Source organism: Cetobacterium sp. NK01 (assembly GCF_024506395.1).
In the GTDB taxonomy this organism is placed as follows: Bacteria; Fusobacteriota; Fusobacteriia; order Fusobacteriales; family Fusobacteriaceae; genus Cetobacterium_A; species Cetobacterium_A somerae_A.
Genome location: NZ_JANIBO010000001.1, coordinates 902,286 through 924,558 on the forward strand (window position 1 = coordinate 902,286; position 22,273 = coordinate 924,558).

Here is a 22,273-nt window from a genome sequence, read left to right on the forward strand (position 1 = left end):
ATTTTTATTAATCTAACTCAGTTAAAACAATAGGTTTTCCATCTATTATGGCAACAGTGTGCTCAAAATGTGCTGAACGCTTTCCATCTCTTGTTACTACTGTCCATCCATCATCTGTTATATTCACTTTGTAGGTTCCAACGTTTACCATTGGCTCTATTGCTAAAACCATGCCATTCTCAATCTTTATTCCTCTACCTTTTCTTCCGTAGTTGGGAATACAAGGATCTTCATGCATAGCTTTTCCTACTCCATGCCCAGCGAAATCTTTTACTACAGTAAATCCATTTGATTCAACATATTTTTGGATTGCATTTCCAACATCTCCAAGCCTATTTCCTGCAAACGCCTGCTCGATTCCTATTCTTCTTGCTTCTTTAGTAACATCTATTAATTTTTGTGATTCCTCGTCTATTTCTCCAACTGGAAATGTTATTGCTGAATCACCATAAAATCCATCCATTCTAGCTACAACATCTACACTCACAATATCTCCATTTTGAAGAATTCTATTTTCTTTTGGTACACCATGAACTACTTCTTCATTTACAGATATACATGATCCTGCTGGATATGGATTTATTGGTCCACCTACACCTATTGTAGCTGGTTCTGCACCATTATCAATTAAATAATCTTCAATAATCTTATTTAATTCATATGTAGAAATTCCAGGTTTTATATATTTTGGTAGATATTCTGCATATAATCTTGCGATTAATTGACATGGCTTTTTTATTTTTTCTATCTCTTCTCTAGTTTTTATTATAACCATAATTTTCCTTTCTGGGTTTCTAAAGTTATCCTAAAATATTAAAGATTTCCTTTGCAATTTCATTTATTTCTTTAGTTCCATCTAACTCTACCATTACTCCTCTTTCAGAGTAGAAATTGAATAGAGGTGCTGTTTGCTCATGATATGCAGACAATCTGTTTTCTACAGTTTCCTTATTATCATCTTTTCTTGTAATTAAATCTGATCCACAGTAATCACATTTTCCTTCTATTTTTGGAGGATTGTTTTCAATATGGAAAGATGCTCCACAGTTTGGACAAACTCTTCTTCCAATTACTCTTCCAACTATTAACTCATCAGGAACATTTAAAGAAATAACTTTATCTAGATTCATATTTAATTCTTTTAATAGTACCTCTAATGCTTCTGCTTGCGCTAATGTTCTTGGAAATCCATCTAAAATAAATCCTTTTTTACAGTCTTCCTGTGATAATCTATCTTTTATTATTCCTATTATAGTTGAATCTGGAACTAATTTTCCTTCATCCATAAATTTCTTAGCTTCCATTCCCATTTCAGTTCCTTCTGATATAGCAGCTCTTAGCATATCACCAGTTGAAATTTGTGGAATCCCATACTTATCGATTATGAATTTCGCTTGTGTCCCTTTTCCAGCACCAGGTGCTCCGAATAACATTATATTCATTACTTTCATCTCCTTTATTTTTAAATAAAAAGGGCACGACATATGCCGTGCCAAGATTTTATAAAAACCCCTTATACTCCTTCATGATAAGGTGAGCATCTATCTGTTGTACAGTATCTAGAGCTACTCCTACTACTATTATTATTCCTGTTCCACCAAAAAATATTGGAAGTCCAAAAGCTTTAAATAGTACCATCGGTGCAATTGCGATTAAAGCTAAAAATATAGCTCCACCCCAAGTTATTCTAGTTACAACTCCTTCAAGATAATCAGCTGTATCAGATCCAGGTCTAATACTTGGAATCGTACCTCCACCTTGTTTTAAATTTTCTGCAACCTTTTCAGGATCGAAAACTATTGAAGTATAGAAGAACGAGAAGAATATAATTACAGCAGCATATAGTATTAAATATACAGGATGCTGGTCACCAAATATTCTAGCAAGTATTACCTTTCCAGAAAACTCTCCGGGAAGCATGTTTACTATTAAAGAAGGTATCATCATAACTACTGAAGCAAAAATTACAGGCATAACACCTGAACTATTTAACTTCAATGGAATATATGAATTTTGACCCATTCCATTATTTCCAGCAAATCCTCTTCCTACGTAGTGAACTGGTATTTTTCTTTGCCCTAATTGGAATACAACAATTCCCGCAATTGTTATAATTGCAGCAATCCCCACTAATAACAAAACAGGAATAAGAAACTTACTCCCTCTCATATCTTGTATAGTTTGAATAACAGCTCCAGGGGCTCCTGAAATAACATTTAAAAATATTAGTAGCGAAACTCCATTACCTATACCTTTGATAGATATTTGTTCCCCTACCCACATTAAAAATATTGTTCCTGCCGTTAAAGTTGTTATTGTTGTTAAGAAAAATGTAAACCCTGGTGTTGTTACTAATCCTACCGATTGTAACCAAGTGCATACTCCAATTCCTTGGACTATAGCTATTACAATAGTTAGGTATCTAGTCCATTGAGTGATCTTGTTTCTTCCTGATTCTCCCTCTTTTTGAATTTCTTCAATTTTAGGAATAATTACAGCAAGTAAGCTAAATACAATTGATGAATTGATATATGGTACAATTCCCAATGCAAATATAGACACTCTCTGGAAAGCCCCACCTGAGAACATATTAATATATCCTAGTAAATCACTTTGCGCAGTCATTTGAGCCAAACGATCAATGTCCACACCAGGAGCAGGGATATATGTCCCTACCCTAGCTACTAGGAACATTAATAAGGTGAAGATGATTCTCTCTCTCAGTTCCGGAATTTTAAATATACCTCTAAGCTTCGTTTCAAACTTTTCAATTAAACCCAAAATTCTTCACCTCACATTGAAATAACTAGTCTTTAATTACTTGTTATTTTTTGCTACATCAGCAAAAGTTTTAACTTCAAGAATCTCTACAGATCCACCTTTTGCTTCGATAGCTGCTTTCGCAGAAGCAGAAACTTTATGAGCTTTTACAGATACTTTTTTCTCTAGCTCTCCGTTTCCTAAAACTTTGATTCCAGCAAGAGTTTTCTTGATTACACCAGCAGCTACTAATAACTCTGGAGTTACCTCTGTTCCCTCTTCGAATCTATTTAAATCACATAAGTTTATAATTGCATAATCTTTTCTGAATATTGCGTTAGAGAATCCTCTCTTTGGAGTTCTTCTGTATAAAGGCATTTGTCCACCCTCGAAGTAAGGTTTTACCCCTCCTCCAGCTCTAGAGTTTTGACCATTGCTTCCTTTTCCTGCAGTCTTTCCTAATCCTGAAGACTCTCCTCTTCCGATTCTTTTTCTAGCTTTTCTTGGTACAGAAGGCTTTAATTCATTTAATTTCATTGATTATTGCACCTCCTCTACTTTTATTAGGTAAGATATTTGAGCAATTTTTCCCATTAATTCAGGAGTTACATTATGCTCTCTAACATCATTCATCTTCTTAAGCCCTAGCGACTTTGCAGTTGCTATATGGTTAGGCTTTCTTCCGATTATGCTTTTTACAAGCTCTATTCTAAGCTTTGCCATCTTTTTTTACCTCCTAGCTTAAGATTTCCTTTACTTCTTTTCCTCTTAAAGCTGCAACTTCTTCAGCAGATCTTAATGCTGCTAATCCTTCAATTGTAGCTCTTGCAACGTTGAACTTATTTCTTGATCCTTTTATTTTTGTAAGGATGTTATGTACTCCTGCTAACTCAAGAATCTCTCTACAAGACGATCCTGCGATAACTCCAGTACCTTCATAAGCTGGTGCCATCCAAATTGATGTTGCTCCCCATTTACCAACGATTTCGTGAGGAATAGTAGTTCCTTTTAATGAAACCTTTACCATATTTTTCTTAGCAGAAGCGATTGCTTTTCTGATTGCATCAGGTACACCATTCGCTTTTCCTAGTCCTATTCCTACGTTTCCTTCAGCGTCTCCTACAGCAGCTAAAACAGAGAAAGATATAGTTCTTCCTCCTTTAGTTGTCTTAGAAACTCTAGAAATCTTCAATAATTTCTCTTGAAATTGTTTTTCTTCTTTAACTAACTTAGACAAGTGAAGTCCTCCTCTCTACAAGAATTAGAATTTAAGTCCTGCTTCTCTTGCAGCCTCTGCAAGGGCAGCTACTCTTCCTGTGTATTTATATCCAGATCTGTCAAATACGATAACAGATATTTCTTTTGCTACAGCTCTTTCAGCAATTGCTTTTCCAACAAGCTTAGCAGACTCGATGTTTCCACCGTGCTTTACATTTCCTTTGATCTCTTTATCGATAGTAGATGCAGAAACTAAAGTTACTCCATTTACGTCATCAACTAATTGAGCAAAAATGTTGTTGTTTGATCTATATATAGAAAGTCTTGGTCTCTCAGCTGTACCAGAAATCTTGCTTCTGATAGATAAGTGCTTTCTTCTTCTAATAGCGTCTCTATTAACTCTCTTAAACAACTTTTTAACCTCCTTATTCTCAGCACACTAACTTTTTTTAGTTAGTATTATGATTTCTTACCTTCTTTTCTTCTGATTACTTCGTCAGAATACTTAACTCCTTTTCCTTTATAAGGTTCTGGAGCTCTCTTAGATCTGATGTTAGCGGCAACTTGTCCTACTACATCTTTCTCTATTCCTTCAATGTGGATAGTTGTATTCTTTTCAACTGTCATTTTAATTCCTTCAACAGCATCAATCATAACAGGGTGAGAATAACCTAAAGCCATCTCTAATCCAGCATTTTTCTCAGTAGCTCTGTATCCAACTCCTACAAGTGTAAGAGTTTTCTTGAAACCTTCAGATACTCCAACAACCATGTTGTTTAAAAGTGCTCTTGTAGTTCCGTGTATAGCTCTTACAGCTGGTAAATCGTTTGGTCTTGCAACTGTGATTTCGTTGTTTTCCACATTTATTGTTAACTCTTCGTTAAATTTTTTAGTTAAAGTACCTTTAGGTCCTTTTACAGTAACTACGTTTCCTGCAGCTAATGTAACTTCTACCCCAGCAGGTACCACTATGATCTTTTTACCTACTCTTGACATATGGCTACCTCCTAGTTATTACCAAACGAATGCAAGAATTTCTCCACCAATGTTTTCTCTTCTAGCAGTTCTATCAGTTACGATTCCTTTAGAAGTTGAAACAATAGCGATTCCTAAACCTGATAATACTCTTGGCATATCCTCTACAGAAGAATAAACTCTTCTTCCTGGCTTAGATATTCTCTTGATTCCTTTGATTACTCTTTCTTTTCCATCATACTTTAAGTATACTCTTATATTCTTTTTATTTCCATCTGTTACAATTTTGTAGTTAGAAATATATCCCTCTTCTTTTAAAATCTCAGCGATTCTCTCTTTTATGTTAGAGTGAGGAACATCTGTTTTCTCATGCATTACAGCATTTGCATTTCTAACTCTTGTTAACATATCTGCAATTGGATCTGTTAAAAACATCTATTAAATCCTCCTTTCATCAATTACCAAGATGACTTCTTCACACCTGGAATAAGTCCAGCACCTGCTAATTGTCTGAACTTAACTCTCGAAATTCCGAATTCTCTCATGAATCCTCTTGGTCTTCCATCTAATTGACATCTATTTTTCTTTCTAACTTCTGAAGAGTTCTTAGGTAATTTGTTTAGCTCAAACATAGCTTCCATATCTCCCTCATTGATTCTCTTCTTCAGTTCAGCTCTTTTTTCAGCATATTTGTCGCATAAAGTTGTTCTTTTAACTTCTCTAGCGATCATTGACTTTTTAGCCATTTATTATTAACCTCCTCACTATTTACTTTTTGAAAGGCATTCCAAATGCCTTAAGTAAAGCTCTTCCTTCTTCATCTGTTTTAGCTGAAGATACTATAGTGATAGACATTCCTAAAAGCTTGTCAACTTTATCAAACTCGATCTCAGGGAAAACTAATTGATCTCTTAATCCTAAAGAGTAGTTTCCTCTTCCGTCGAATGAATCCGCTGGAACTCCTTCGAAGTCTCTTACTCTTGGAAGAACTACATTTACTAATCTATCTAGAAAATCGTACATTCTCTCTTTTCTTAAAGTAACTTTTGCACCGATTGGCATTCCTTCTCTTAACTTAAATCCAGCTTCTGATTTTTTTGCTTTTCTTACAACTGGCTTTTGTCCTGTGATTATTGCTAAATCAGCCATTGCAGCATCGATTAACTTAGAGTTTTGAGTTGCCTCTCCTACTCCCATGTTAACAACGATTCTGTCTAATTTTGGACATTCCATAACGTTAGATAATCCTAACTCTTTTATTAAGTTAGCAACTATTGTTTCGTCATATAACTTATGATATCTAGAAACGTATTTAGACACTTACGTTCTCCTCCTCTCTTATAAAGTTTCTCCAGATACTTTAGAGTATCTTACTTTTTTACCGTCCACAAACTTGTATCCAACTCTAGTTGGTTTACCAGCTTTCTCATCAAATAACATTACTTTTGAAGAGAACATTGGAGCTGGTTTAGTTACAACTCCACCTTGTGGGTTTATTTGTGAAGGTTTCATATGTTTTGTGATCATGTTGATATTCTCAACAACAATCTTTCCTTTTTTAGGGAATACTTTTAAAACCTTACCTGTTTTTCCTTTATCTTTTCCAGATATTACGTAAACTGTATCTCCAGTTTTTACATGTAATGACTCTGGTACAAATTTAATCTTAGGTTTAGCCACGACAATTAGCCTCCTCTCTCAATTATATTACTTCTGGAGCTAGTGAAACTATCTTCATGAAGTCTTTAGCTCTTAATTCTCTTGCAACTGGTCCGAAGATTCTTGTTGCTCTTGGTTCATTATTGTTATTTAAAACAACTGCTGCGTTGTCATCAAATTTAATATATGATCCATCTTCTCTTCTTAATTCTTTTCTTGTTCTAACAATAACTGCTTTTACTACGTCTCCTTTTTTAACGTTTCCACCAGGTATTGCTTCCTTAACTGATGCCACAACAATGTCACCGATTCTTCCGAATCTTCTTCTAGATCCTCCAAGAACTCTTATAACCATAAGTTTTTTAGCTCCTGAGTTATCAGCAACATTAAGGATAGTTTGTTGTTGTACCATTAAATTATCCTCCTCTCAACAATAATTTGGATTATTATCTAGCTTTCTCTATAATATCAACTAGTCTCCATCTCTTATCTCTAGATAATGGTCTAGTTTCCATGATTCTTACTTTATCTCCAGTTTGAGCTACGTTGTTCTCGTCATGTGCTTTGAACTTCATAGTCTTCTTAACTCTCTTTTTGTAGATTGGGTGTAATGTCATTGTTTCGATAGCAACAACTATCGTCTTGTCCATCTTATCAGAAACAACGATTCCTTCTCTTACTTTTCTCTCGTTTCTCAAGATTTTGACCTCCTCTTCTTAAGAATCTATACTTTTCACTAAGATTTAATTATCTTTCGTTTAATATAGTGTTTATTCTTGCGATCTCTCTTCTTACTTCTCTAATCTTAGCAGTGTTAGTTACTTGTCCTAATGAAAGTTGAAACTTTAGGTTGAAAAGTTCTTCCTTAAGCTCTTTACACTTTACTACTAAGTCTTCAGTAGATATTTCTCTTATTTCCTTAGCTCTCATTAGTTCTCACCACCATTCTCTCTTTTTACAATCTTACATCTGATAGGAAGTTTCATAGAAGCTTTTCTTAAAGCTGCTATTGCTTTCTCTTCAGTAACACCAGATACCTCGAACATTATTCTTCCAGGTTTTACTACTGCTACCCAACCTTCTACGTTTCCTTTACCTTTACCCATTCTTACTCCAGCTGGTCTAGCAGTAATTGGCTTATCAGGGAATATTCTAATAAAAGTTTTACCTTCTCTTTTGAATGTTCTGTTGATTCCAACTCTACAAGATTCAATCTGTCTGTTTGTTATCCATGCTGGTTCAAGGGCTTGTAATCCGTAATCTCCGAAAGCAACAGTGTTACCTCTTTGAGCTGTACCCTTCATTCTTCCTCTAAACATTTTTCTATGTTTCGTTCTTTTAGGCATTAACATGATTACGCTTCCCCTCCTTCCTTCTTAGTTGGAAGTACTTCACCGTGGAAGATCCAAACCTTGATTCCAAGAGCTCCATATGTTGTATGAGCTGTAGCTGTAGCATAGTCGATATCTGCTCTTAATGTGTGTAGAGGTACTTTTCCTTCTACTACCCACTCAGATCTTGCGATCTCAGCACCATTTAATCTTCCAGAAACCATAACTTTGATTCCTTTTGCTCCTGCTTTCATTGCTCTCATAACAGCTTGACTTACTGCTCTTTTGTAAGCTACTCTCTTCTCGATAGAAGTAGCTATGTTTTCTGCAACTAAAGTTGCATCTTTATTAAATTCTTTAACCTCTTGAACTTTAACTGTAACTTTTCTTCCAGTCATTGCTTCAAGTTTAGCTCTTAATGATTCTATTTCAGAACCTTTTCTTCCGATGATTATTCCAGCTTTAGCTGTGTGTATTAAAACTACAACGTGTGACGGAGAAGTTCTCTCGATTTTTACCTTCGAAATTCCCGCGTGGAAGTAGTTCTTTTTGATCATTTCTCTGATCTTTGTATCTTCATGGAAGAACTTTGCGTATTCTTTTTTATCTGCATACCAGATAGAATCCCAAGTTCTTGTTATTCCAAGTCTCAGTCCTCTAGGGTCTACTTTTTGTCCCACAGTCTTACCTCCTTACTACTTTTCAGACACTGCCACAACAATGTGTGCTGTTGGTTTTCTTATTATATCTGCTCTTCCCATCGCTCTTGGCATTATTCTTTTAAGCGCTGGTCCGTCGTTTATCATTATAGTTGATACTACTAACTTCTCCTCATCCATGTTGAAGTTGTTAGTTGCATTAGCAATTGCTGATGCTAGTGTTTTCTTTATAAATCTAGCTGCTTTTTTGTTAGTAAACTCTAACGTATCTAAAGCTTCTAATGCTGATTTTCCTCTCACTAAGTCTGCTACAAGTCTAGCTTTTCTTGGAGATAATCTTACGAATCTAGTTATTGCTCTAGCTTCCACTAGTCCAACCTCCTTTTCCTACTATCAATTTATTAATTTAAAATCGATTATTTTTTCTTTTTCTTTTTGTCTACACCGTGACCATAGTATGTTCTAGTTGGTGCGAACTCACCTAGTTTATGTCCAACCATTTGCTCAGTTACATGAACTGGTATGTGCTTTTTACCATTGTAAACACCAAATGTTAATCCTATAAAGTTAGGGAATATTGTTGATCTTCTAGACCAAGTCTTTATTACCGCTTTTATATTCTCAGTAGCTACTGCTTCCTCAACTTTTTTCATTAAGTGGTGGTCACAAAAAGGTCCTTTTTTTAATGATCTAGCCATTACCTATTAGCCTCCTCTCGAAAATTACTTTTCGTTTCTTCTTCTTACGATAAACTTGTCTGAAGTTTTTCTTCCTCTTGTCTTAACACCATGAGCTGGTTTACCCCAAGGAGTCATAGGAGATTTTCTTCCAACTGGAGCTTTACCTTCTCCTCCACCGTGTGGGTGATCACAAGGGTTCATTACAGATCCTCTAACGTGAGGTCTTCTTCCTTTGTGTCTGTTTCTTCCAGCTTTACCTAGTGAAACTAGGCTGTGCTCAGAGTTTCCTACTTCACCGATAGTTGCCATACATTCTCCATGAATTAATCTTAATTCACCTGATGGTAACTGAACGTGACAGTAAGTTCCTTCTTTTGCAACTAGTCTTGCTGCAGTTCCTGCAGATCTAACTAATTGTCCACCCTTTCCTCTTTGTAACTCAACGTTGTGTATCTGTGATCCAACAGGCATCTCTTTTAATTTAAGAGCATTTCCTGGCTTTATTTCAGCATTTGAACCAGCCATTACGATATCACCTTTCTTAAGTCCCTTTGGAGCAAGAATATATCTCTTTTCTCCGTCTGCGTACGATAATAATGCAATGTTTGCAGTTCTATTTGGATCGTACTCTAGTGATACTACCTTTGCAGGTACATCTAATTTATTTCTTTTAAAGTCGATGATTCTGTAAAGTCTTTTGTGTCCCTTGTCTCTATTTCTACAAGTTCTGTGTCCATAGTTATCTCTACCATAAGCAGATTTTAATGGAGTAGTTAAAGACTTTTCAGGTCTAACTTTATCTAAATCTTCGTTAACTAATCTAGACATATGTCTAGTACCATTAGTTATAGCATTTAACTTTCTAATTGCCATTTTGTTAACCTCCAAAATTTCCTGACCTATAATTATCTTTAGCTTTATCCTTTTTATATATAAAGAACTAAACCTCTAATTATCTTTCAATTATACTTCTGCGAAGTAAGTTATTGTGTTTCCAGCAGCTAATTTAACAATAGCTTTTTTCTTAGCTTGAGTCTTGTAAAGTTTCATTCCATGTCTCTTAGTAACTGGCTTTACGTTGATTGTAGCTACAGATTCAACTTTTACGTTAAATATAGTTTCGATAGCTTTTCTAATCTCAACTTTATTTGCTTTAGGACTTACCTCAAATGTGTACTTGTTGTAATCTCTTCTTAAAATCTCAGTTTTCTCAGTGATTACAGGCTTCTTTACGATATCGTAAGCAGTCATTATGCAAGCACCTCCTCGATTGTCGTTAACGCTTCCTTAGTTACGATAACTTTCTCTTGCTTTAATAACCAGTAAACTCCAATCTCATTTGGTTGAAGAACTACTGCGTTCTCTAAGTTTCTAGCTGATAAATATAAGTTATAATCAGCTTCTGTAGCAAGGTCATTTACAACGAATAATTGCTTTGTATTTGCTGTTAAAGCATTTGTTAAAGCGATTATTGTTTTTGTTTTTGGAGCTTCGATAGTTCCATCAAGAACTAAGATTTCTCCAGCAGCAACTTTCGCAGAAAGTGCTGATCTTAAAGCAAGGTTTCTTACTTTTTTATTTACTTTTTTCTCGTATGATCTTGGTTGTGGTCCGAATGTTACTCCTCCACCTACCATGTGTGGAGCTCTTATAGAACCTTGTCTAGCTCTTCCAGTTCCTTTTTGTTTAAAAGGCTTTCTTCCTCCACCTTTAACCATAGCTCTAGTTTTAGTAGCTGCAGTTCCTTGTCTAGCAGCTGCTAACTCTGCAGTTAATACTTCATGTAATACTGCTTGATTAGGCTCGATTCCAAATACAGAATCTTTAACTTCTACAGTACCAGTTTGGTTTCCTGCTAAGTCATATATGTTTAAAACTGCCATTATTTTCCTCCTTCCTCATCTACTAACTAATTATTTCTTTACAGCTGGCTTTACAACGATGTATCCGTTCTTTGGACCAGGTACTGCACCTTTAATTAGTAGTAAGTTGTTTTCTGCGTCAACTTTAACAATTTTTAAGTTTTGAACTGTTACAGTTGCATTTCCGTATTGTCCAGCCATTTTCTTGTTCTTAAGAACTTTTCCAGGCCAAGACGACATTCCTATAGATCCTCCAAGTCTGTGGTTTCTAGAAACACCGTGTGAAGCTCTGTTTCCACTGAAGTTATGTCTCTTCATAACCCCTGATGTTCCTTTACCTTTTGAAGTTCCTGTAATGTCTACGAAAGCAACCTCTGCTAAAGCATCTACTTTAATCTCTTGTCCAAGTTCGATTCCTTCTACTGAATCAACTTTTAACTCTTTAACAAATCTTAATGGCTTTACACCAGCTTTGTTAAAGATTCCCATTAATGGCTTTGTAGTATTCTTTTCTTTTTTCTCGTCAAATCCTAATTGTAAAGCTGAGTAACCATCATTCTCTACAGTCTTCTTTTGAAGAACGTAGTTAGGTCCAGCTTCAACAACAGTAACTGGAATAAATTTTCCATCTTCGAAAATTTGAGTCATTCCAATTTTTTTTGCTAAAATTCCTGACATGTGTTTTACCTCCATCAAATAATATATTGGTTGACAACTTGCCCTCGTGGTTCCACCACTTTTTCTTTAAAAAAAAACGCCAACTTGTATTATTCTGTAAGGATAATTTAATTCTTCAATTAGCATCAAATTACCCGAAAATCAGCCGTCTGCTTTTTTCTCAGAATCTTTTCATCCAAACAATTATGCTTGCTTTATTTCGATTCCAACACCAGCTGGTAAGTTAACTGCTGTTAAAGAAGCAATTGTCTTAGGGTTAGAGTTTTTAATCTCTACCATTCTTCTGTGCACTCTCATCTCGAATTGCTCTCTCGAGTCTTTGTTTACGTGTACTGATCTTAGTACAGTATATTTTTTAATCTTTGTAGGTAGTGGCATAGGTCCTGCAATTTCTGCTCCAGATTTCTTTGCTACTTCTACTATTTTCTTAGCTGATTGATCTAATAAAGTGTGATCATAAGCTTTTAAGTAAATTCTTAACTTGTTAGAAGCCATTTTACTTTTCGCACCTCCTTAAAAGTTTCGATTAAAAGAATTAAATAATTCTTTTGTACACTCTGGTAATTATATCACATTTTTTACAAAAAGCAAATGTTTTTTGTTTTTATTTAAAAGTTTTTTTACCTAGCTTTTTTAAGAATATAAAAGGGGACGAAGTCCCCTCCTATATGAACTAAATTTCACTTATATTTAAGTAAGATTACTTAGTAATTTCTGCAACAACTCCAGAAGCTACTGTTCTTCCTCCCTCTCTGATCGCGAATCTTAATCCTGGCTCCATTGCGATTGGGTGGATTAACTCTACTGTCATCTCAATGTTGTCTCCTGGCATTACCATTTCTACTCCCTCAGGTAAGCTGATTGCTCCAGTTATATCTGTAGTTCTGAAGTAGAACTGTGGTCTGTATCCTGAGAAGAATGGAGTATGTCTTCCTCCCTCTTCCTTAGTTAATACGTATACCTCTGATTTGAATCCTGTATGTGGTAATATTGATCCTGGCTTACATAATACTTGTCCTCTTTCAACATCCTCTTTCTTGATTCCTCTTAATAATGCTCCGATGTTATCTCCTGCTTGACCTTGATCTAACAGCTTTCTGAACATCTCTACTCCTGTACAAGTTGATTTTGTAGTATCTTTGATTCCTACTATTTCAATCTCTTCTCCAACTTTTACAATTCCTCTTTCTACTCTTCCAGTTACAACTGTTCCTCTTCCTGTAATTGTGAATACATCCTCAATTGGCATTAGGAATGGTTGGTCTACTGCTCTTGCAGGTGTTGGTATGTAAGAATCTACAGCGTCCATTAGAGCTTTAATTTGGTTAACCCATTTCTCTTCTCCGTTCATTGCTCCTAAAGATGATCCCATTATTACTGGTAAATCGTCTCCTGGGAATCCGTACTCTGTTAATAACTCTCTTACTTCCATTTCAACTAACTCTAATAACTCTTCGTCGTCTACCATGTCAGCTTTGTTTAAGTATACTACGATGTATGGAACTCCAACCTGTCTTGATAATAGGATGTGCTCTCTTGTTTGTGGCATTGGACCATCTGCTGCTGATACAACTAAGATAGCTCCGTCCATTTGTGCTGCTCCAGTGATCATGTTCTTTACGTAGTCCGCGTGACCTGGACAGTCAACGTGCGCATAGTGTCTCTCTACTGTTTCGTACTCGATGTGAGCTGTATTGATTGTGATTCCTCTTTCTCTCTCTTCTGGTGCAGCGTCGATGTTAGCGAAATCTACTTTCTTAGCTAGTCCCATATCTGATAATACTTTTGATATTGCTGCTGTTGTTGTTGTTTTTCCGTGGTCAACGTGTCCGATTGTTCCAATGTTAACGTGCGGTTTGCTTCTTTCAAATTTTTCTTTAGCCATTTGAAATTTCCTCCTGTTTTTCTTTGTATTTTATAATTTTTGTTGTGACTCAACTAAGAGCCACAACATTATTAAACTTTTTTCAAATTGAAGTTTTAAAAAAGATAGATTATTATCTTCCTCTCTCTTCTTGGATAGCTTTTTGTACTGATGCAGGAACTTGTGCATACTCTTCAAATTCCATAGAGTAAGTTGCTCTTCCTTGAGATTTAGATCTTAAATCAGTTGCATATCCGAACATTTCTGATAAAGGTACTTTAGCGTTAATTATCTTCGCTCCGTTTCTATCAGTCATTCCTCCGATCATTCCTCTTCTTGAGTTGATATCTCCTATGATATCTCCCATATACTCTTCTGGAGTAGTTACTTCTACTTTGAAGATTGGCTCAAGGATGATTGGCTTTGCTTTTTGAGCAGCTTGCTTAAGTGCCATAGATCCAGCAATTTTGAACGCCATCTCTGACGAGTCAACCTCGTGATATGATCCATCGTAAAGTGTAACTTTTAAGTCAACCATAGGGTATCCTGCTACAACTCCACCTTCAAGAGCTTCTCTACATCCTTTTTCAACAGCAGGAATATATTCTCTAGGAATTGCTCCTCCTGATATTTTGTTAACAAATTCGAACTCTTTACCTGGGTTTGGCTCAAGAGTAATCTTAACGTGTCCGAACTGTCCTTTTCCTCCAGATTGCTTAGCATACTTAACTTCTTGGTCTTGTTTAAGAGTTATAGTTTCTCTGTAAGCAACTTGTGGTTTACCAACTGTTGACTCAACTTTGAATTCTCTCTTCATTCTGTCAACGATGATTTCTAAGTGTAATTCTCCCATTCCTGAGATGATTACTTGTCCAGTTTCCTCATCAGTTTTAACTCTGAATGTAGGATCCTCTTCAGCAAGCTTTGATAAAGCTAGACCCATTTTCTCTTGGTCAACTTTTGTCTTAGGCTCAACTGCAACTGAGATTACTGGCTCAGGGAATTCCATTTTCTCTAGAACGATTGGTGCATCTTCAGCACATAGAGTATCTCCAGTAGTTGTATCTTTTAATCCAACTGCTGCTGCGATATCTCCACAGTAAACAACTTCGATTTCCTCTCTTTTGTTTGCGTGCATTTGAAGAATTCTTCCCATTCTCTCTTTTTTACCTTTTGTCGAGTTTAAAACGTAAGATCCTTTTGTTAGAACTCCTGAGTAAACTCTGAAGAATGTTAATCTTCCAACAAATGGGTCAGTCATAACTTTAAATGCTAAAGCAGCAAATGGAGAGTTATCTGAAATCTCTCTAGTTATTTCTAACTCTTCGTTCTTAACATCTGTTCCTTTGATTATTCCTTTATCTGTTGGAGCTGGCATGTACGCGATGATAGCATCTAGTAAAGCTTGAACTCCTTTGTTTTTGAATGCAGTTCCACAAGTAACTGGTACTATTGTGTTTGCTAATGTTGCAGCTCTTAAAGCAACGTTAATTTCATCTTCAGAGATTTCTTCTCCTCCAAAGAATTTCTCCATTAACTCATCAGAAGTTTCTACTACTGATTCGATCATGAAGTTTCTAGCTTCTTCAGCAGCATCTGCTAATTCAGCTCTGATATCTTTAACTTCAAAATTCTGTCCATTGTCAGAATCTTTTGGCCATACGATCTCTTTCATTGCTAATAAGTCGATAACTCCTTCGAAGTCATCCTCAGCACCAATTGGTAATTGAATAGGTACTGGATTAGATCCTAATTTTTCTCTAATATCGTTAACGCACATTTCGAAGTTAGCTCCGATTCTGTCCATTTTATTAAAGAAAGCTATTCTAGGTACACCGTACTTGTCAGCTTGTCTCCAAACTGTTTCAGACTGTGGTTGTACTCCGTCAACTGCTGAGAATACAGCAACTGCACCATCAAGTACTCTTAGAGATCTTTCAACCTCAACTGTAAAGTCCACGTGTCCTGGTGTGTCTATTATATTTACTCTGTGATTTTTCCAGAAACATGTTGTAGCAGCAGAAGTAATTGTGATACCTCTCTCTTGCTCTTGCTCCATCCAGTCCATTGTAGCGGCACCTTCGTGAACCTCTCCAATTTTATGAGCTACTCCAGTATAGAATAAGATTCTCTCTGTTGTAGTAGTCTTTCCTGCGTCGATGTGAGCCATGATACCAATGTTTCTAGTCATTTCTAAAGAAACGCTTCTAGCCATTTTGTTATCCTCCTAAATTTTAAATTACGACTGAAATTAGAACTTGTAGTGTGCGAAAGCTCTGTTAGCTTCTGCCATTTTGTAAGTATCTTCTTTCTTCTTAATAGTAGCTCCCTCATTGTTTGCTGCTGCTATTAATTCTGCTGCTAACTTTTCGATCATTCCATACTCTTTTCTTTGTCTTGTATAAGTAGTTAACCATCTAATAGCAAGAGTTTGTTGTCTCTCAGGTCTTACTTCTACTGGAACTTGATAAGTAGCTCCTCCGATTCTTCTTGATCTTACTTCGATCTGTGGCTTAATGTTATCTAATGCTTGCTTAAATACATCGTACCCCTCTTGACCAGTTTTTTCTTTTATTAAATCCATTGCAGAATAGAATATTCCTTCAATGATTGACTTTTTTCCATCTAACATGAAAGAGTTGATAACTTTAGTTACAACTTTATCAGAATATCTTGAATCAGGTAATACATCTCTTTTTACTGCTGCTCTTCTTCTTGACATTTACTGTCCACCTCCTTAATAATTATTACGCTTTCTTAGCTCCGTATTTAGATCTTGATTGTTTTCTCTTAGCAACTCCAGCTGTATCTAAAGCTCCTCTGATAACTTTATATCTAACTCCTGGTAAATCTTTTGTTCTTCCTCCTCTTACTAGAACGATTGAGTGCTCCTGTAAGTTGTGTCCCTCTCCTGGGATGTATGAAGTTACTTCGATTCCGTTAGTTAATTTTACTCTGGCAACCTTTCTTAAAGCTGAGTTTGGTTTCTTAGGTGTAGTAGTATAAACTCTTACACACACTCCTCTTCTTTGTGGGTTTCCTTGTAATGCTGGTGATTTTTTACTCTCTTCTAGAGTTTGTCTTCCTTTTTTTACTAATTGACTTAAAGTAGGCATTTTACCCTCCTTCCTCTGAATTTTTTTATTTATTATTTTTAAATAATATTTAACTTTAGTATTATAATCGCTTTATTGCAAAAAGTCAAAGATAATTTTACCACAATTTTATTTTTTTACAACTATTTTTTTAATTCCTCTAGCTCTAGAGCTGTTTCGTCCCAGCTTTCCATAGCATTTAGAATTCTCTCATCTCTCAAATCTATCTCTTTTTGAATATCCATTAATTCATCTAAATTATTCTTTCTTCCAGCAATTTCATATTTTTTTTCTAAATCACTTTTTTCACTTTCTAGCGTTTCAATCTCTTCTTCTAATTTTTTATATTTTTTTTCTAAAGTTGTTATTCTATTTCTATTTCTTTTTTGCTCTTCATAATTTAAACCTGCTGTTTCATCTTTTTGTTTTACATTATCCTTTTGTGAAATATATGATTCATAATCTCCTTTGAATAAAGTTGCCCCATCTTTAGTAACTTCATATATATTATTAACAACACTTTCTAAAAAATATCTGTCATGAGATACAACAATAATTGTTCCATCGTATTCTTCTAACGCTTCTTCTAATATTTCTCTGGAATAAATATCTAAGTGGTTTGTGGGTTCATCTAGTATTAAAAAATTAGGCTTTGATAAAATTAATTTCATAAAAGCTACTCTAGCTTTTTCTCCTCCAGATAAAGACTTTATTTTTTTATCTACATCATCTGCTGAAAATAGAAATCCACCAGCTATAGTTCTCGCCTCTTCATCACTCATTGGAAAAGTGTACAATAACTCTTCTAGTACTGTATTTTCCATTTTTAATCCTTGGTGATTTTGATCATAATAACCTATTTTTACCCTTTCACCTAGTTGCACATCTCCACATTTAGCCTTCTCTAATCCATTAACAATTCTTAAAATAGTTGATTTTCCAACTCCATTTTTCCCAATTATTCCAATTCTATTTCCTCTAAAAACTGTTAAGTTCAAATTATCAAAAAGTCTTTTTTCTCCATAACTCATACTTAAATTTTTTAATTCTAAAACTTTATCTACACTTGGAGTTTCAACTTCAAACTTAAGTTTAATCTTTCTTACTCCTATGATTGGATTATCACTTTTCTCCATTCTATCTAAAAGTTTTTGTCTTCCTCTAGCCTGCTTTGATTTTTGCCCAGCTTTATAACGCCTTACAAACTCCTCCATTTTTCTAATTTTATCCTGCTCTTTTTCAAAAGATTTTACTGCTCCTGATAAATAAGCTTCTTTTTGAATAACATATTCAGAAAAATTACCTTTATAAGCTTTTAATGTTTTCCCTTCTATTTCAAAAACTCTATTAACTATATTATCTAAAAAATATCTATCATGTGATATAACTACAAAGGCCTTTGGATAATCTTTTAAAAATTTTTCTAACCATTCAATTGCTACTAAATCCAAATGGTTAGTTGGCTCATCTAATATTAATAACTCTGGTTCTTCTAATAAAATTTTTCCTAAAGCTACTCTTGATTGCTGACCTCCTGAAAGATCTTTTATTTGTACTTTCCACATCTCTTCTGGAATACTTAGACCTATTAATATCTGTTTTACTTTATACTCAATTACATACCCTTCCTCTTGCTCATATCTACTACTTAAAACAGCTAATTCTTCCATATGTTTATCAAAGTTTTCTAAGTCATTTGCAATTAAATTATTTAATTCTTTTATTCTTTCGTAATCTGATTTTAAATTGGAAAAAACACCTATTAGCTCATCGAAAATTGTATTTTCTTTGTTTAGATTTATACTTTGAGAAAGATATCCTATTTTTAATCCACCTTTTTTAGAAATTGTTCCCCTTTCATTTGTTTCTGGATTAGGGTCTCCTTCTTCTAATTCCATCATCATTTTTATTAATGTTGATTTTCCTGCTCCATTAACGCCTATTATTCCAATTCTATCCTTTTCATCTATTGAAAATGTAATATCTTTTAGTAAAGACTCTCCTGAAAAGCCTTTATATAAACTATTTACACTTAGTAAAGCCATCATCATTCTCCTTTTTATATATTTATCCCTTTAATTATACCATAACTTTAAAAAAAGAGTGGATTTATCTTTCCACTCCTTTATTATAATATTCTAGACTCAAAATTGTTAAACTAATTAAAACTATTAAAAGTCCCATTGGATAAAAATAGTTATATGTAAAGCTTAACTGAATGCATACAGCTATTAAAATTGGTCCTAATAATGCTGTTATTGAAAATCCTAATGAATAATCTTGTAAAACTGGCGTTTCTAGTTTAGGATCACATATTCTTAACAGCAATAAACCTGTTATAAATACTCCTGTTGATGTTCCAAACATCGCTAAAGTTCTTTCTAAATGATAATCTTTAAAATATTTTTTAGAAAGTTGATATATCACTGTCCAAGTAATTAAAAATCCAACTAAACTAGTAACTACAATTGGAAATATATAGCTTATAACGCCTTTTAAAGGAATTGTTGCCACTGCTGAAACTATCGCAAACTCTGTTAATGTTCCTGTTATTTTTCCCTTTACTTTAGAGTCTACACTCCATTCTAATTTCAATTTTATCATTATCTTCCAAATAAAAAACATAACTATCATACCAAATGACCAAATGGTTAATTTTGATAATAATGGAATTTGAAGTTTTTTAAATATGTTTAATGTTATTATAGCTAAACCAGAAACAGAAAAAATAATAGCTAGATGATAAGCCAAAGTGTCTACCGTTGTTGTTAGCATAGTTTCTTTTCCTAATATAGCTTGCTTCTCTCTGTTTTTTATATATCCACTTTTATATTCAGACAATACTGAATTTGTTAAAACATTTCCAAATTTTCTTTTTATTTGAAATATACCAAAAATAATTCCTGTAACCAATCCAATTGTAGCAAGTGTTACTGTTACTCCTTGAGCTAATTCCCAATAATCACTTCCTAGTTCTTTTAATGTTCTAGCCACTACTCCAGCTGTTCCATGACCACCTGCAAACGCAGAGTTTAATTCAGATCCAAAACTTTTATATAATTTAATACTAAACACTTTATCAAAAATAAAGTTAATAAAATATCCTATAAATAATTGTATAAATGTTACCAAAAATAATATTCCACCTGTATTTACTGTATTTTGAAAGACTTTATTTTTTCTTCCCAACTCCATACCTAAAGGAATAGATACTAAAATAGGTATAATCAAAATTCCTGGTATAGATCTTATTTCATTAATCCAATCTTTAGGTATTATATCATAATATTTTCCAAAAAAATCTGGTCCTATAATTAAACCAATTACCCCGCCAATTACAGAAGCTGGTATAAACAGTTCCTGAAATATTTTTACTTTGCTCTTTATAACTATTCCTAGTATTAATAAAATGCTTAGATATGCAGTTATATTTAAAAAATTATTCATTTATAAATTCTCCAGATTTACCCCCTGTTTTTTTACATAACTTTATATCACTAATTAACATTGTTTTATCCATAGCCTTACACATATCGTAAATCGTTAAAAGTGCTGTAGATACTCCTGTTAAAGCTTCCATTTCAACACCTGTTTTCCCAAAAGTTTTAACTGTTACACTTGATTCAATAGTCAAACTTTCATCTAAAAAATTAAAATCAACTTCTACTCCTGTTAAAAAAAGTGGGTGACACATTGGTATTAATTCACTAGTTTTTTTAGCTGCCATTATTGCTGCTACTCTAGCAACACCTAAAACATCACCTTTTTCAATTGTTCCTTCTTTTACTTTTTTATAAGTTTCTAAATTCATTGTAATTTTTCCAGTTGTAACTGCTACTCTTTTTGTTTCTTTTTTTTCGGTTACATCTACCATTATAGCTTTTCCATCTTCATTAAAGTGTGTTAACATCTTCTACTAACCTCCTATGAACTAATTCACCCTCGTTTTTTACTTTTAATATTTCTGCCACAATTTCAATTGCAATTTCAAAAGGACTTCCGTCAGATATTTTTAATCCAATAGGAGAATAAAATTTATTTTCTGGTATATTTAAATTCTTACTTTTTAAATTCTTTTTAATTTCAATTACCTTTTTCTTACTTCCAATCATACCGATATATTTACATTTTTTCTTTAAAATTGATTCTAAAGCTTCTTCATCTGTTGCATGACCTTTAGTTACAATAATAAAATAAGTATTTTCGTTCTCTTCTAAATTTTCTATAAGCTCAGAATAATTTCCTATTTTAATGCCCGTTAATAATAACTTACTTTCAGGTCTATCATCTAATATTACTTTTTCAAAATCAGACTCTTTTAAAATTTCATAAATCTTTTGTCCTATATGTCCTGCTCCGACTATAACAATTCTATTTTTAGGAGAGATTATTTTTATATATCCCTCTACACTACCACCACAGCTCATTCCTAGCTCAGATTCTTTTACTAAATCATAATTAAAACTTTGATTTTCATTCTCTTCCAAACTTTTTCTTGCTTGATTTATTACTTTATGCTCTATTAATCCCCCACCAATAGTTCCTACAAAATCATTTTGCCATACTCCCATTAAAGTTCCTTCTTTTCTAGGAGTCGAACCACTTGATTTAGTCAATGTCACTAGAGCTACTTTTTTCCCTGATTTAACAACTTCAAAAATTTTCTCTAAAATATTTAAATCCATTTTCTTCCCCCTTTTTTGGAATGTTAATATTACTCAGTATTGCCTCTAAAACTGCTCCACCAAGAGCTCTCGCTTTATCTGAAATTGTAAAGCAATTATTATATTGATTTAATCTTGGATCTATATCTGCTATTTTCAATCCTTTTTTAACTACATAACCATCTCTAATTATACCTCTTAATAGGCCATCTATTGTAGCATAAACAGGAATATTCTCTACCTCTCCTAATATATCTCCTTGTTTTACAATATCTCCTATTTTTTTTATTTCTTTAAATAATCCAGAATTTTCAGAATAAATAACCCTCTCAACAGTCACTCCTCCTATATCTCCTGGAACTCCAGTATTTTCTTGAGCACTCCCCTCTTCTAAAACTCTTCCTAAATTATGTCCTCTCATTGTCTCTATCACAATATCAACATCTTTTTTTGCTATAAAACCTGGTCCTAATCCTATAGTCAGAGGAGCCATACTTCTATTTGTTCCTAAATTTTTTTTTGCTATAATTGAATCTACTACTATATCTGGTTTTAATTTTTCTATCCATTCTCCATTAGGATCTATAACTATTGGAATTTCTCTATTTTTCCAACATTTTTCAATTTCTTCATATGATTTTACTTTTTTTGCCTTTATATTTTCTACTGTTTGTTCATTACTATAAATACATTCACATAACGATACTGTTCTTCTTATTGCGCTTGGATTTTCTATCTCTAAAACTAACATTTTAAATCCACTTTTATATAATCTATGAATAACCCCTGTCGCTAAATCCCCTGCTCCTCTAACTATAGTCAACATAA

Annotated in this window: 33 protein-coding genes; all 33 read right to left on the reverse strand. The window is 33.9% G+C overall.

Going from position 1 to position 22,273, the window contains the following annotated elements:
- Window positions 1-7: 7 nt before the first annotated feature.
- Window positions 8-775 carry a type I methionyl aminopeptidase gene (gene map, locus NON08_RS04480; RefSeq protein WP_256690269.1) on the reverse strand — a complete coding sequence of 256 codons (768 nt, stop codon included), beginning with the start codon at window positions 773-775 and terminating at the stop codon, window positions 8-10.
- A gap of 25 nt (window positions 776-800) precedes the next feature.
- Window positions 801-1,442 carry an adenylate kinase gene (locus tag NON08_RS04485; protein ID WP_256690270.1) on the reverse strand — a complete coding sequence of 214 codons (642 nt, stop codon included), beginning with the start codon at window positions 1,440-1,442 and terminating at the stop codon, window positions 801-803.
- A gap of 58 nt (window positions 1,443-1,500) precedes the next feature.
- Complete coding sequence (gene secY / locus NON08_RS04490) at window positions 1,501-2,781, reverse strand: preprotein translocase subunit SecY (protein ID WP_256690271.1); 1,281 nt, start codon at window positions 2,779-2,781, stop codon at window positions 1,501-1,503.
- A gap of 36 nt (window positions 2,782-2,817) precedes the next feature.
- On the reverse strand, window positions 2,818-3,297 hold the full coding sequence (gene rplO / locus NON08_RS04495) for a 50S ribosomal protein L15 (protein WP_023050823.1): 480 nt from the start codon (window positions 3,295-3,297) through the stop codon (window positions 2,818-2,820).
- A gap of 3 nt (window positions 3,298-3,300) precedes the next feature.
- The gene (rpmD, locus tag NON08_RS04500; protein WP_023050822.1) at window positions 3,301-3,483 is read right to left on the reverse strand and encodes a 50S ribosomal protein L30; all 183 of its coding nucleotides are present in this window, start codon (window positions 3,481-3,483) and stop codon (window positions 3,301-3,303) included.
- 13 nt (window positions 3,484-3,496) lie between these two features.
- Entirely contained in the window at window positions 3,497-3,997 is a 501-nt protein-coding gene (gene rpsE, locus NON08_RS04505) for a 30S ribosomal protein S5 (protein WP_256690272.1), read from the reverse strand.
- 24 nt (window positions 3,998-4,021) lie between these two features.
- Window positions 4,022-4,390, reverse strand: a complete 369-nt coding sequence (gene rplR / locus NON08_RS04510; RefSeq protein ID WP_023050820.1) for a 50S ribosomal protein L18 — start codon at window positions 4,388-4,390, stop codon at window positions 4,022-4,024.
- A 47-nt stretch (window positions 4,391-4,437) separates the two neighbouring features.
- A complete protein-coding gene (gene rplF / locus NON08_RS04515; RefSeq protein WP_256690274.1) occupies window positions 4,438-4,974 on the reverse strand; it encodes a 50S ribosomal protein L6 in 537 nt (178 codons plus the stop codon).
- 18 nt (window positions 4,975-4,992) lie between these two features.
- Complete coding sequence (gene rpsH, locus NON08_RS04520) at window positions 4,993-5,388, reverse strand: 30S ribosomal protein S8 (protein WP_256690275.1); 396 nt, start codon at window positions 5,386-5,388, stop codon at window positions 4,993-4,995.
- A 23-nt stretch (window positions 5,389-5,411) separates the two neighbouring features.
- Window positions 5,412-5,699, reverse strand: a complete 288-nt coding sequence (gene rpsN / locus NON08_RS04525; RefSeq protein WP_023050817.1) for a 30S ribosomal protein S14 — start codon at window positions 5,697-5,699, stop codon at window positions 5,412-5,414.
- A gap of 22 nt (window positions 5,700-5,721) precedes the next feature.
- Complete coding sequence (gene rplE / locus NON08_RS04530) at window positions 5,722-6,273, reverse strand: 50S ribosomal protein L5 (protein WP_256690276.1); 552 nt, start codon at window positions 6,271-6,273, stop codon at window positions 5,722-5,724.
- 18 nt (window positions 6,274-6,291) lie between these two features.
- The gene (rplX, locus tag NON08_RS04535; RefSeq protein ID WP_023050815.1) at window positions 6,292-6,633 is read right to left on the reverse strand and encodes a 50S ribosomal protein L24; all 342 of its coding nucleotides are present in this window, start codon (window positions 6,631-6,633) and stop codon (window positions 6,292-6,294) included.
- Window positions 6,634-6,655: 22 nt separating this feature from the next.
- Window positions 6,656-7,024, reverse strand: coding sequence for a 50S ribosomal protein L14 (rplN, locus tag NON08_RS04540; RefSeq protein ID WP_256690277.1), 369 nt, complete (start codon window positions 7,022-7,024; stop codon window positions 6,656-6,658).
- Window positions 7,025-7,058: 34 nt separating this feature from the next.
- A complete protein-coding gene (rpsQ, locus tag NON08_RS04545; protein WP_023050813.1) occupies window positions 7,059-7,310 on the reverse strand; it encodes a 30S ribosomal protein S17 in 252 nt (83 codons plus the stop codon).
- 49 nt (window positions 7,311-7,359) lie between these two features.
- Complete coding sequence (rpmC, locus tag NON08_RS04550) at window positions 7,360-7,542, reverse strand: 50S ribosomal protein L29 (protein ID WP_023050812.1); 183 nt, start codon at window positions 7,540-7,542, stop codon at window positions 7,360-7,362.
- The gene (rplP, locus tag NON08_RS04555; RefSeq protein ID WP_023050811.1) at window positions 7,542-7,964 is read right to left on the reverse strand and encodes a 50S ribosomal protein L16; all 423 of its coding nucleotides are present in this window, start codon (window positions 7,962-7,964) and stop codon (window positions 7,542-7,544) included. Before rplP ends, rpmC begins: the two co-directional genes overlap by 1 nt.
- Before the next feature lie 2 nt (window positions 7,965-7,966).
- Window positions 7,967-8,623, reverse strand: a complete 657-nt coding sequence (gene rpsC / locus NON08_RS04560) for a 30S ribosomal protein S3 (protein WP_256690278.1) — start codon at window positions 8,621-8,623, stop codon at window positions 7,967-7,969.
- A gap of 15 nt (window positions 8,624-8,638) precedes the next feature.
- The gene (gene rplV, locus NON08_RS04565; protein WP_023050809.1) at window positions 8,639-8,971 is read right to left on the reverse strand and encodes a 50S ribosomal protein L22; all 333 of its coding nucleotides are present in this window, start codon (window positions 8,969-8,971) and stop codon (window positions 8,639-8,641) included.
- 47 nt (window positions 8,972-9,018) lie between these two features.
- Window positions 9,019-9,300: a 30S ribosomal protein S19 gene (rpsS, locus tag NON08_RS04570; RefSeq protein WP_023050808.1), complete on the reverse strand. Its 282-nt coding sequence runs from the start codon at window positions 9,298-9,300 to the stop codon at window positions 9,019-9,021.
- Window positions 9,301-9,324: 24 nt separating this feature from the next.
- Window positions 9,325-10,155 carry a 50S ribosomal protein L2 gene (rplB, locus tag NON08_RS04575; protein WP_023050807.1) on the reverse strand — a complete coding sequence of 277 codons (831 nt, stop codon included), beginning with the start codon at window positions 10,153-10,155 and terminating at the stop codon, window positions 9,325-9,327.
- 90 nt (window positions 10,156-10,245) lie between these two features.
- Window positions 10,246-10,533 (reverse strand): 50S ribosomal protein L23, encoded by a 288-nt coding sequence (gene rplW / locus NON08_RS04580; RefSeq protein WP_023050806.1) that lies wholly within the window; start codon window positions 10,531-10,533, stop codon window positions 10,246-10,248.
- Window positions 10,533-11,165, reverse strand: coding sequence for a 50S ribosomal protein L4 (rplD, locus tag NON08_RS04585; protein WP_023050805.1), 633 nt, complete (start codon window positions 11,163-11,165; stop codon window positions 10,533-10,535). Before rplD ends, rplW begins: the two co-directional genes overlap by 1 nt.
- Window positions 11,166-11,195: 30 nt before the next feature.
- Complete coding sequence (gene rplC / locus NON08_RS04590; RefSeq protein WP_040407289.1) at window positions 11,196-11,822, reverse strand: 50S ribosomal protein L3; 627 nt, start codon at window positions 11,820-11,822, stop codon at window positions 11,196-11,198.
- A 183-nt stretch (window positions 11,823-12,005) separates the two neighbouring features.
- Window positions 12,006-12,317, reverse strand: a complete 312-nt coding sequence (gene rpsJ, locus NON08_RS04595) for a 30S ribosomal protein S10 (RefSeq protein ID WP_023050803.1) — start codon at window positions 12,315-12,317, stop codon at window positions 12,006-12,008.
- Between the two features lie 205 nt (window positions 12,318-12,522).
- Window positions 12,523-13,707, reverse strand: coding sequence for an elongation factor Tu (gene tuf / locus NON08_RS04600; RefSeq protein WP_256690181.1), 1,185 nt, complete (start codon window positions 13,705-13,707; stop codon window positions 12,523-12,525).
- Window positions 13,708-13,819: 112 nt separating this feature from the next.
- Window positions 13,820-15,901: an elongation factor G gene (fusA, locus tag NON08_RS04605; protein WP_256690279.1), complete on the reverse strand. Its 2,082-nt coding sequence runs from the start codon at window positions 15,899-15,901 to the stop codon at window positions 13,820-13,822.
- Between the two features lie 36 nt (window positions 15,902-15,937).
- Entirely contained in the window at window positions 15,938-16,408 is a 471-nt protein-coding gene (gene rpsG / locus NON08_RS04610; protein ID WP_023051096.1) for a 30S ribosomal protein S7, read from the reverse strand.
- Window positions 16,409-16,433: 25 nt separating this feature from the next.
- Window positions 16,434-16,802: a 30S ribosomal protein S12 gene (rpsL, locus tag NON08_RS04615; RefSeq protein ID WP_023051095.1), complete on the reverse strand. Its 369-nt coding sequence runs from the start codon at window positions 16,800-16,802 to the stop codon at window positions 16,434-16,436.
- A 122-nt stretch (window positions 16,803-16,924) separates the two neighbouring features.
- Window positions 16,925-18,826 (reverse strand): ABC-F family ATP-binding cassette domain-containing protein, encoded by a 1,902-nt coding sequence (locus NON08_RS04620; RefSeq protein ID WP_256690280.1) that lies wholly within the window; start codon window positions 18,824-18,826, stop codon window positions 16,925-16,927.
- A 64-nt stretch (window positions 18,827-18,890) separates the two neighbouring features.
- Entirely contained in the window at window positions 18,891-20,228 is a 1,338-nt protein-coding gene (locus NON08_RS04625; RefSeq protein WP_256690281.1) for a sodium:glutamate symporter, read from the reverse strand.
- Window positions 20,221-20,691 (reverse strand): cyclic pyranopterin monophosphate synthase MoaC, encoded by a 471-nt coding sequence (gene moaC, locus NON08_RS04630; protein WP_256690282.1) that lies wholly within the window; start codon window positions 20,689-20,691, stop codon window positions 20,221-20,223. Before moaC ends, NON08_RS04625 begins: the two co-directional genes overlap by 8 nt.
- Window positions 20,675-21,466, reverse strand: a complete 792-nt coding sequence (locus NON08_RS04635) for an XdhC family protein (protein WP_256690283.1) — start codon at window positions 21,464-21,466, stop codon at window positions 20,675-20,677. The genes moaC and NON08_RS04635 overlap by 17 nt, the downstream gene beginning before the upstream one ends.
- A complete protein-coding gene (gene yqeB, locus NON08_RS04640) occupies window positions 21,435-22,271 on the reverse strand; it encodes a selenium-dependent molybdenum cofactor biosynthesis protein YqeB (protein WP_256690284.1) in 837 nt (278 codons plus the stop codon). Before yqeB ends, NON08_RS04635 begins: the two co-directional genes overlap by 32 nt.
- Window positions 22,272-22,273 lie beyond the last annotated feature (2 nt).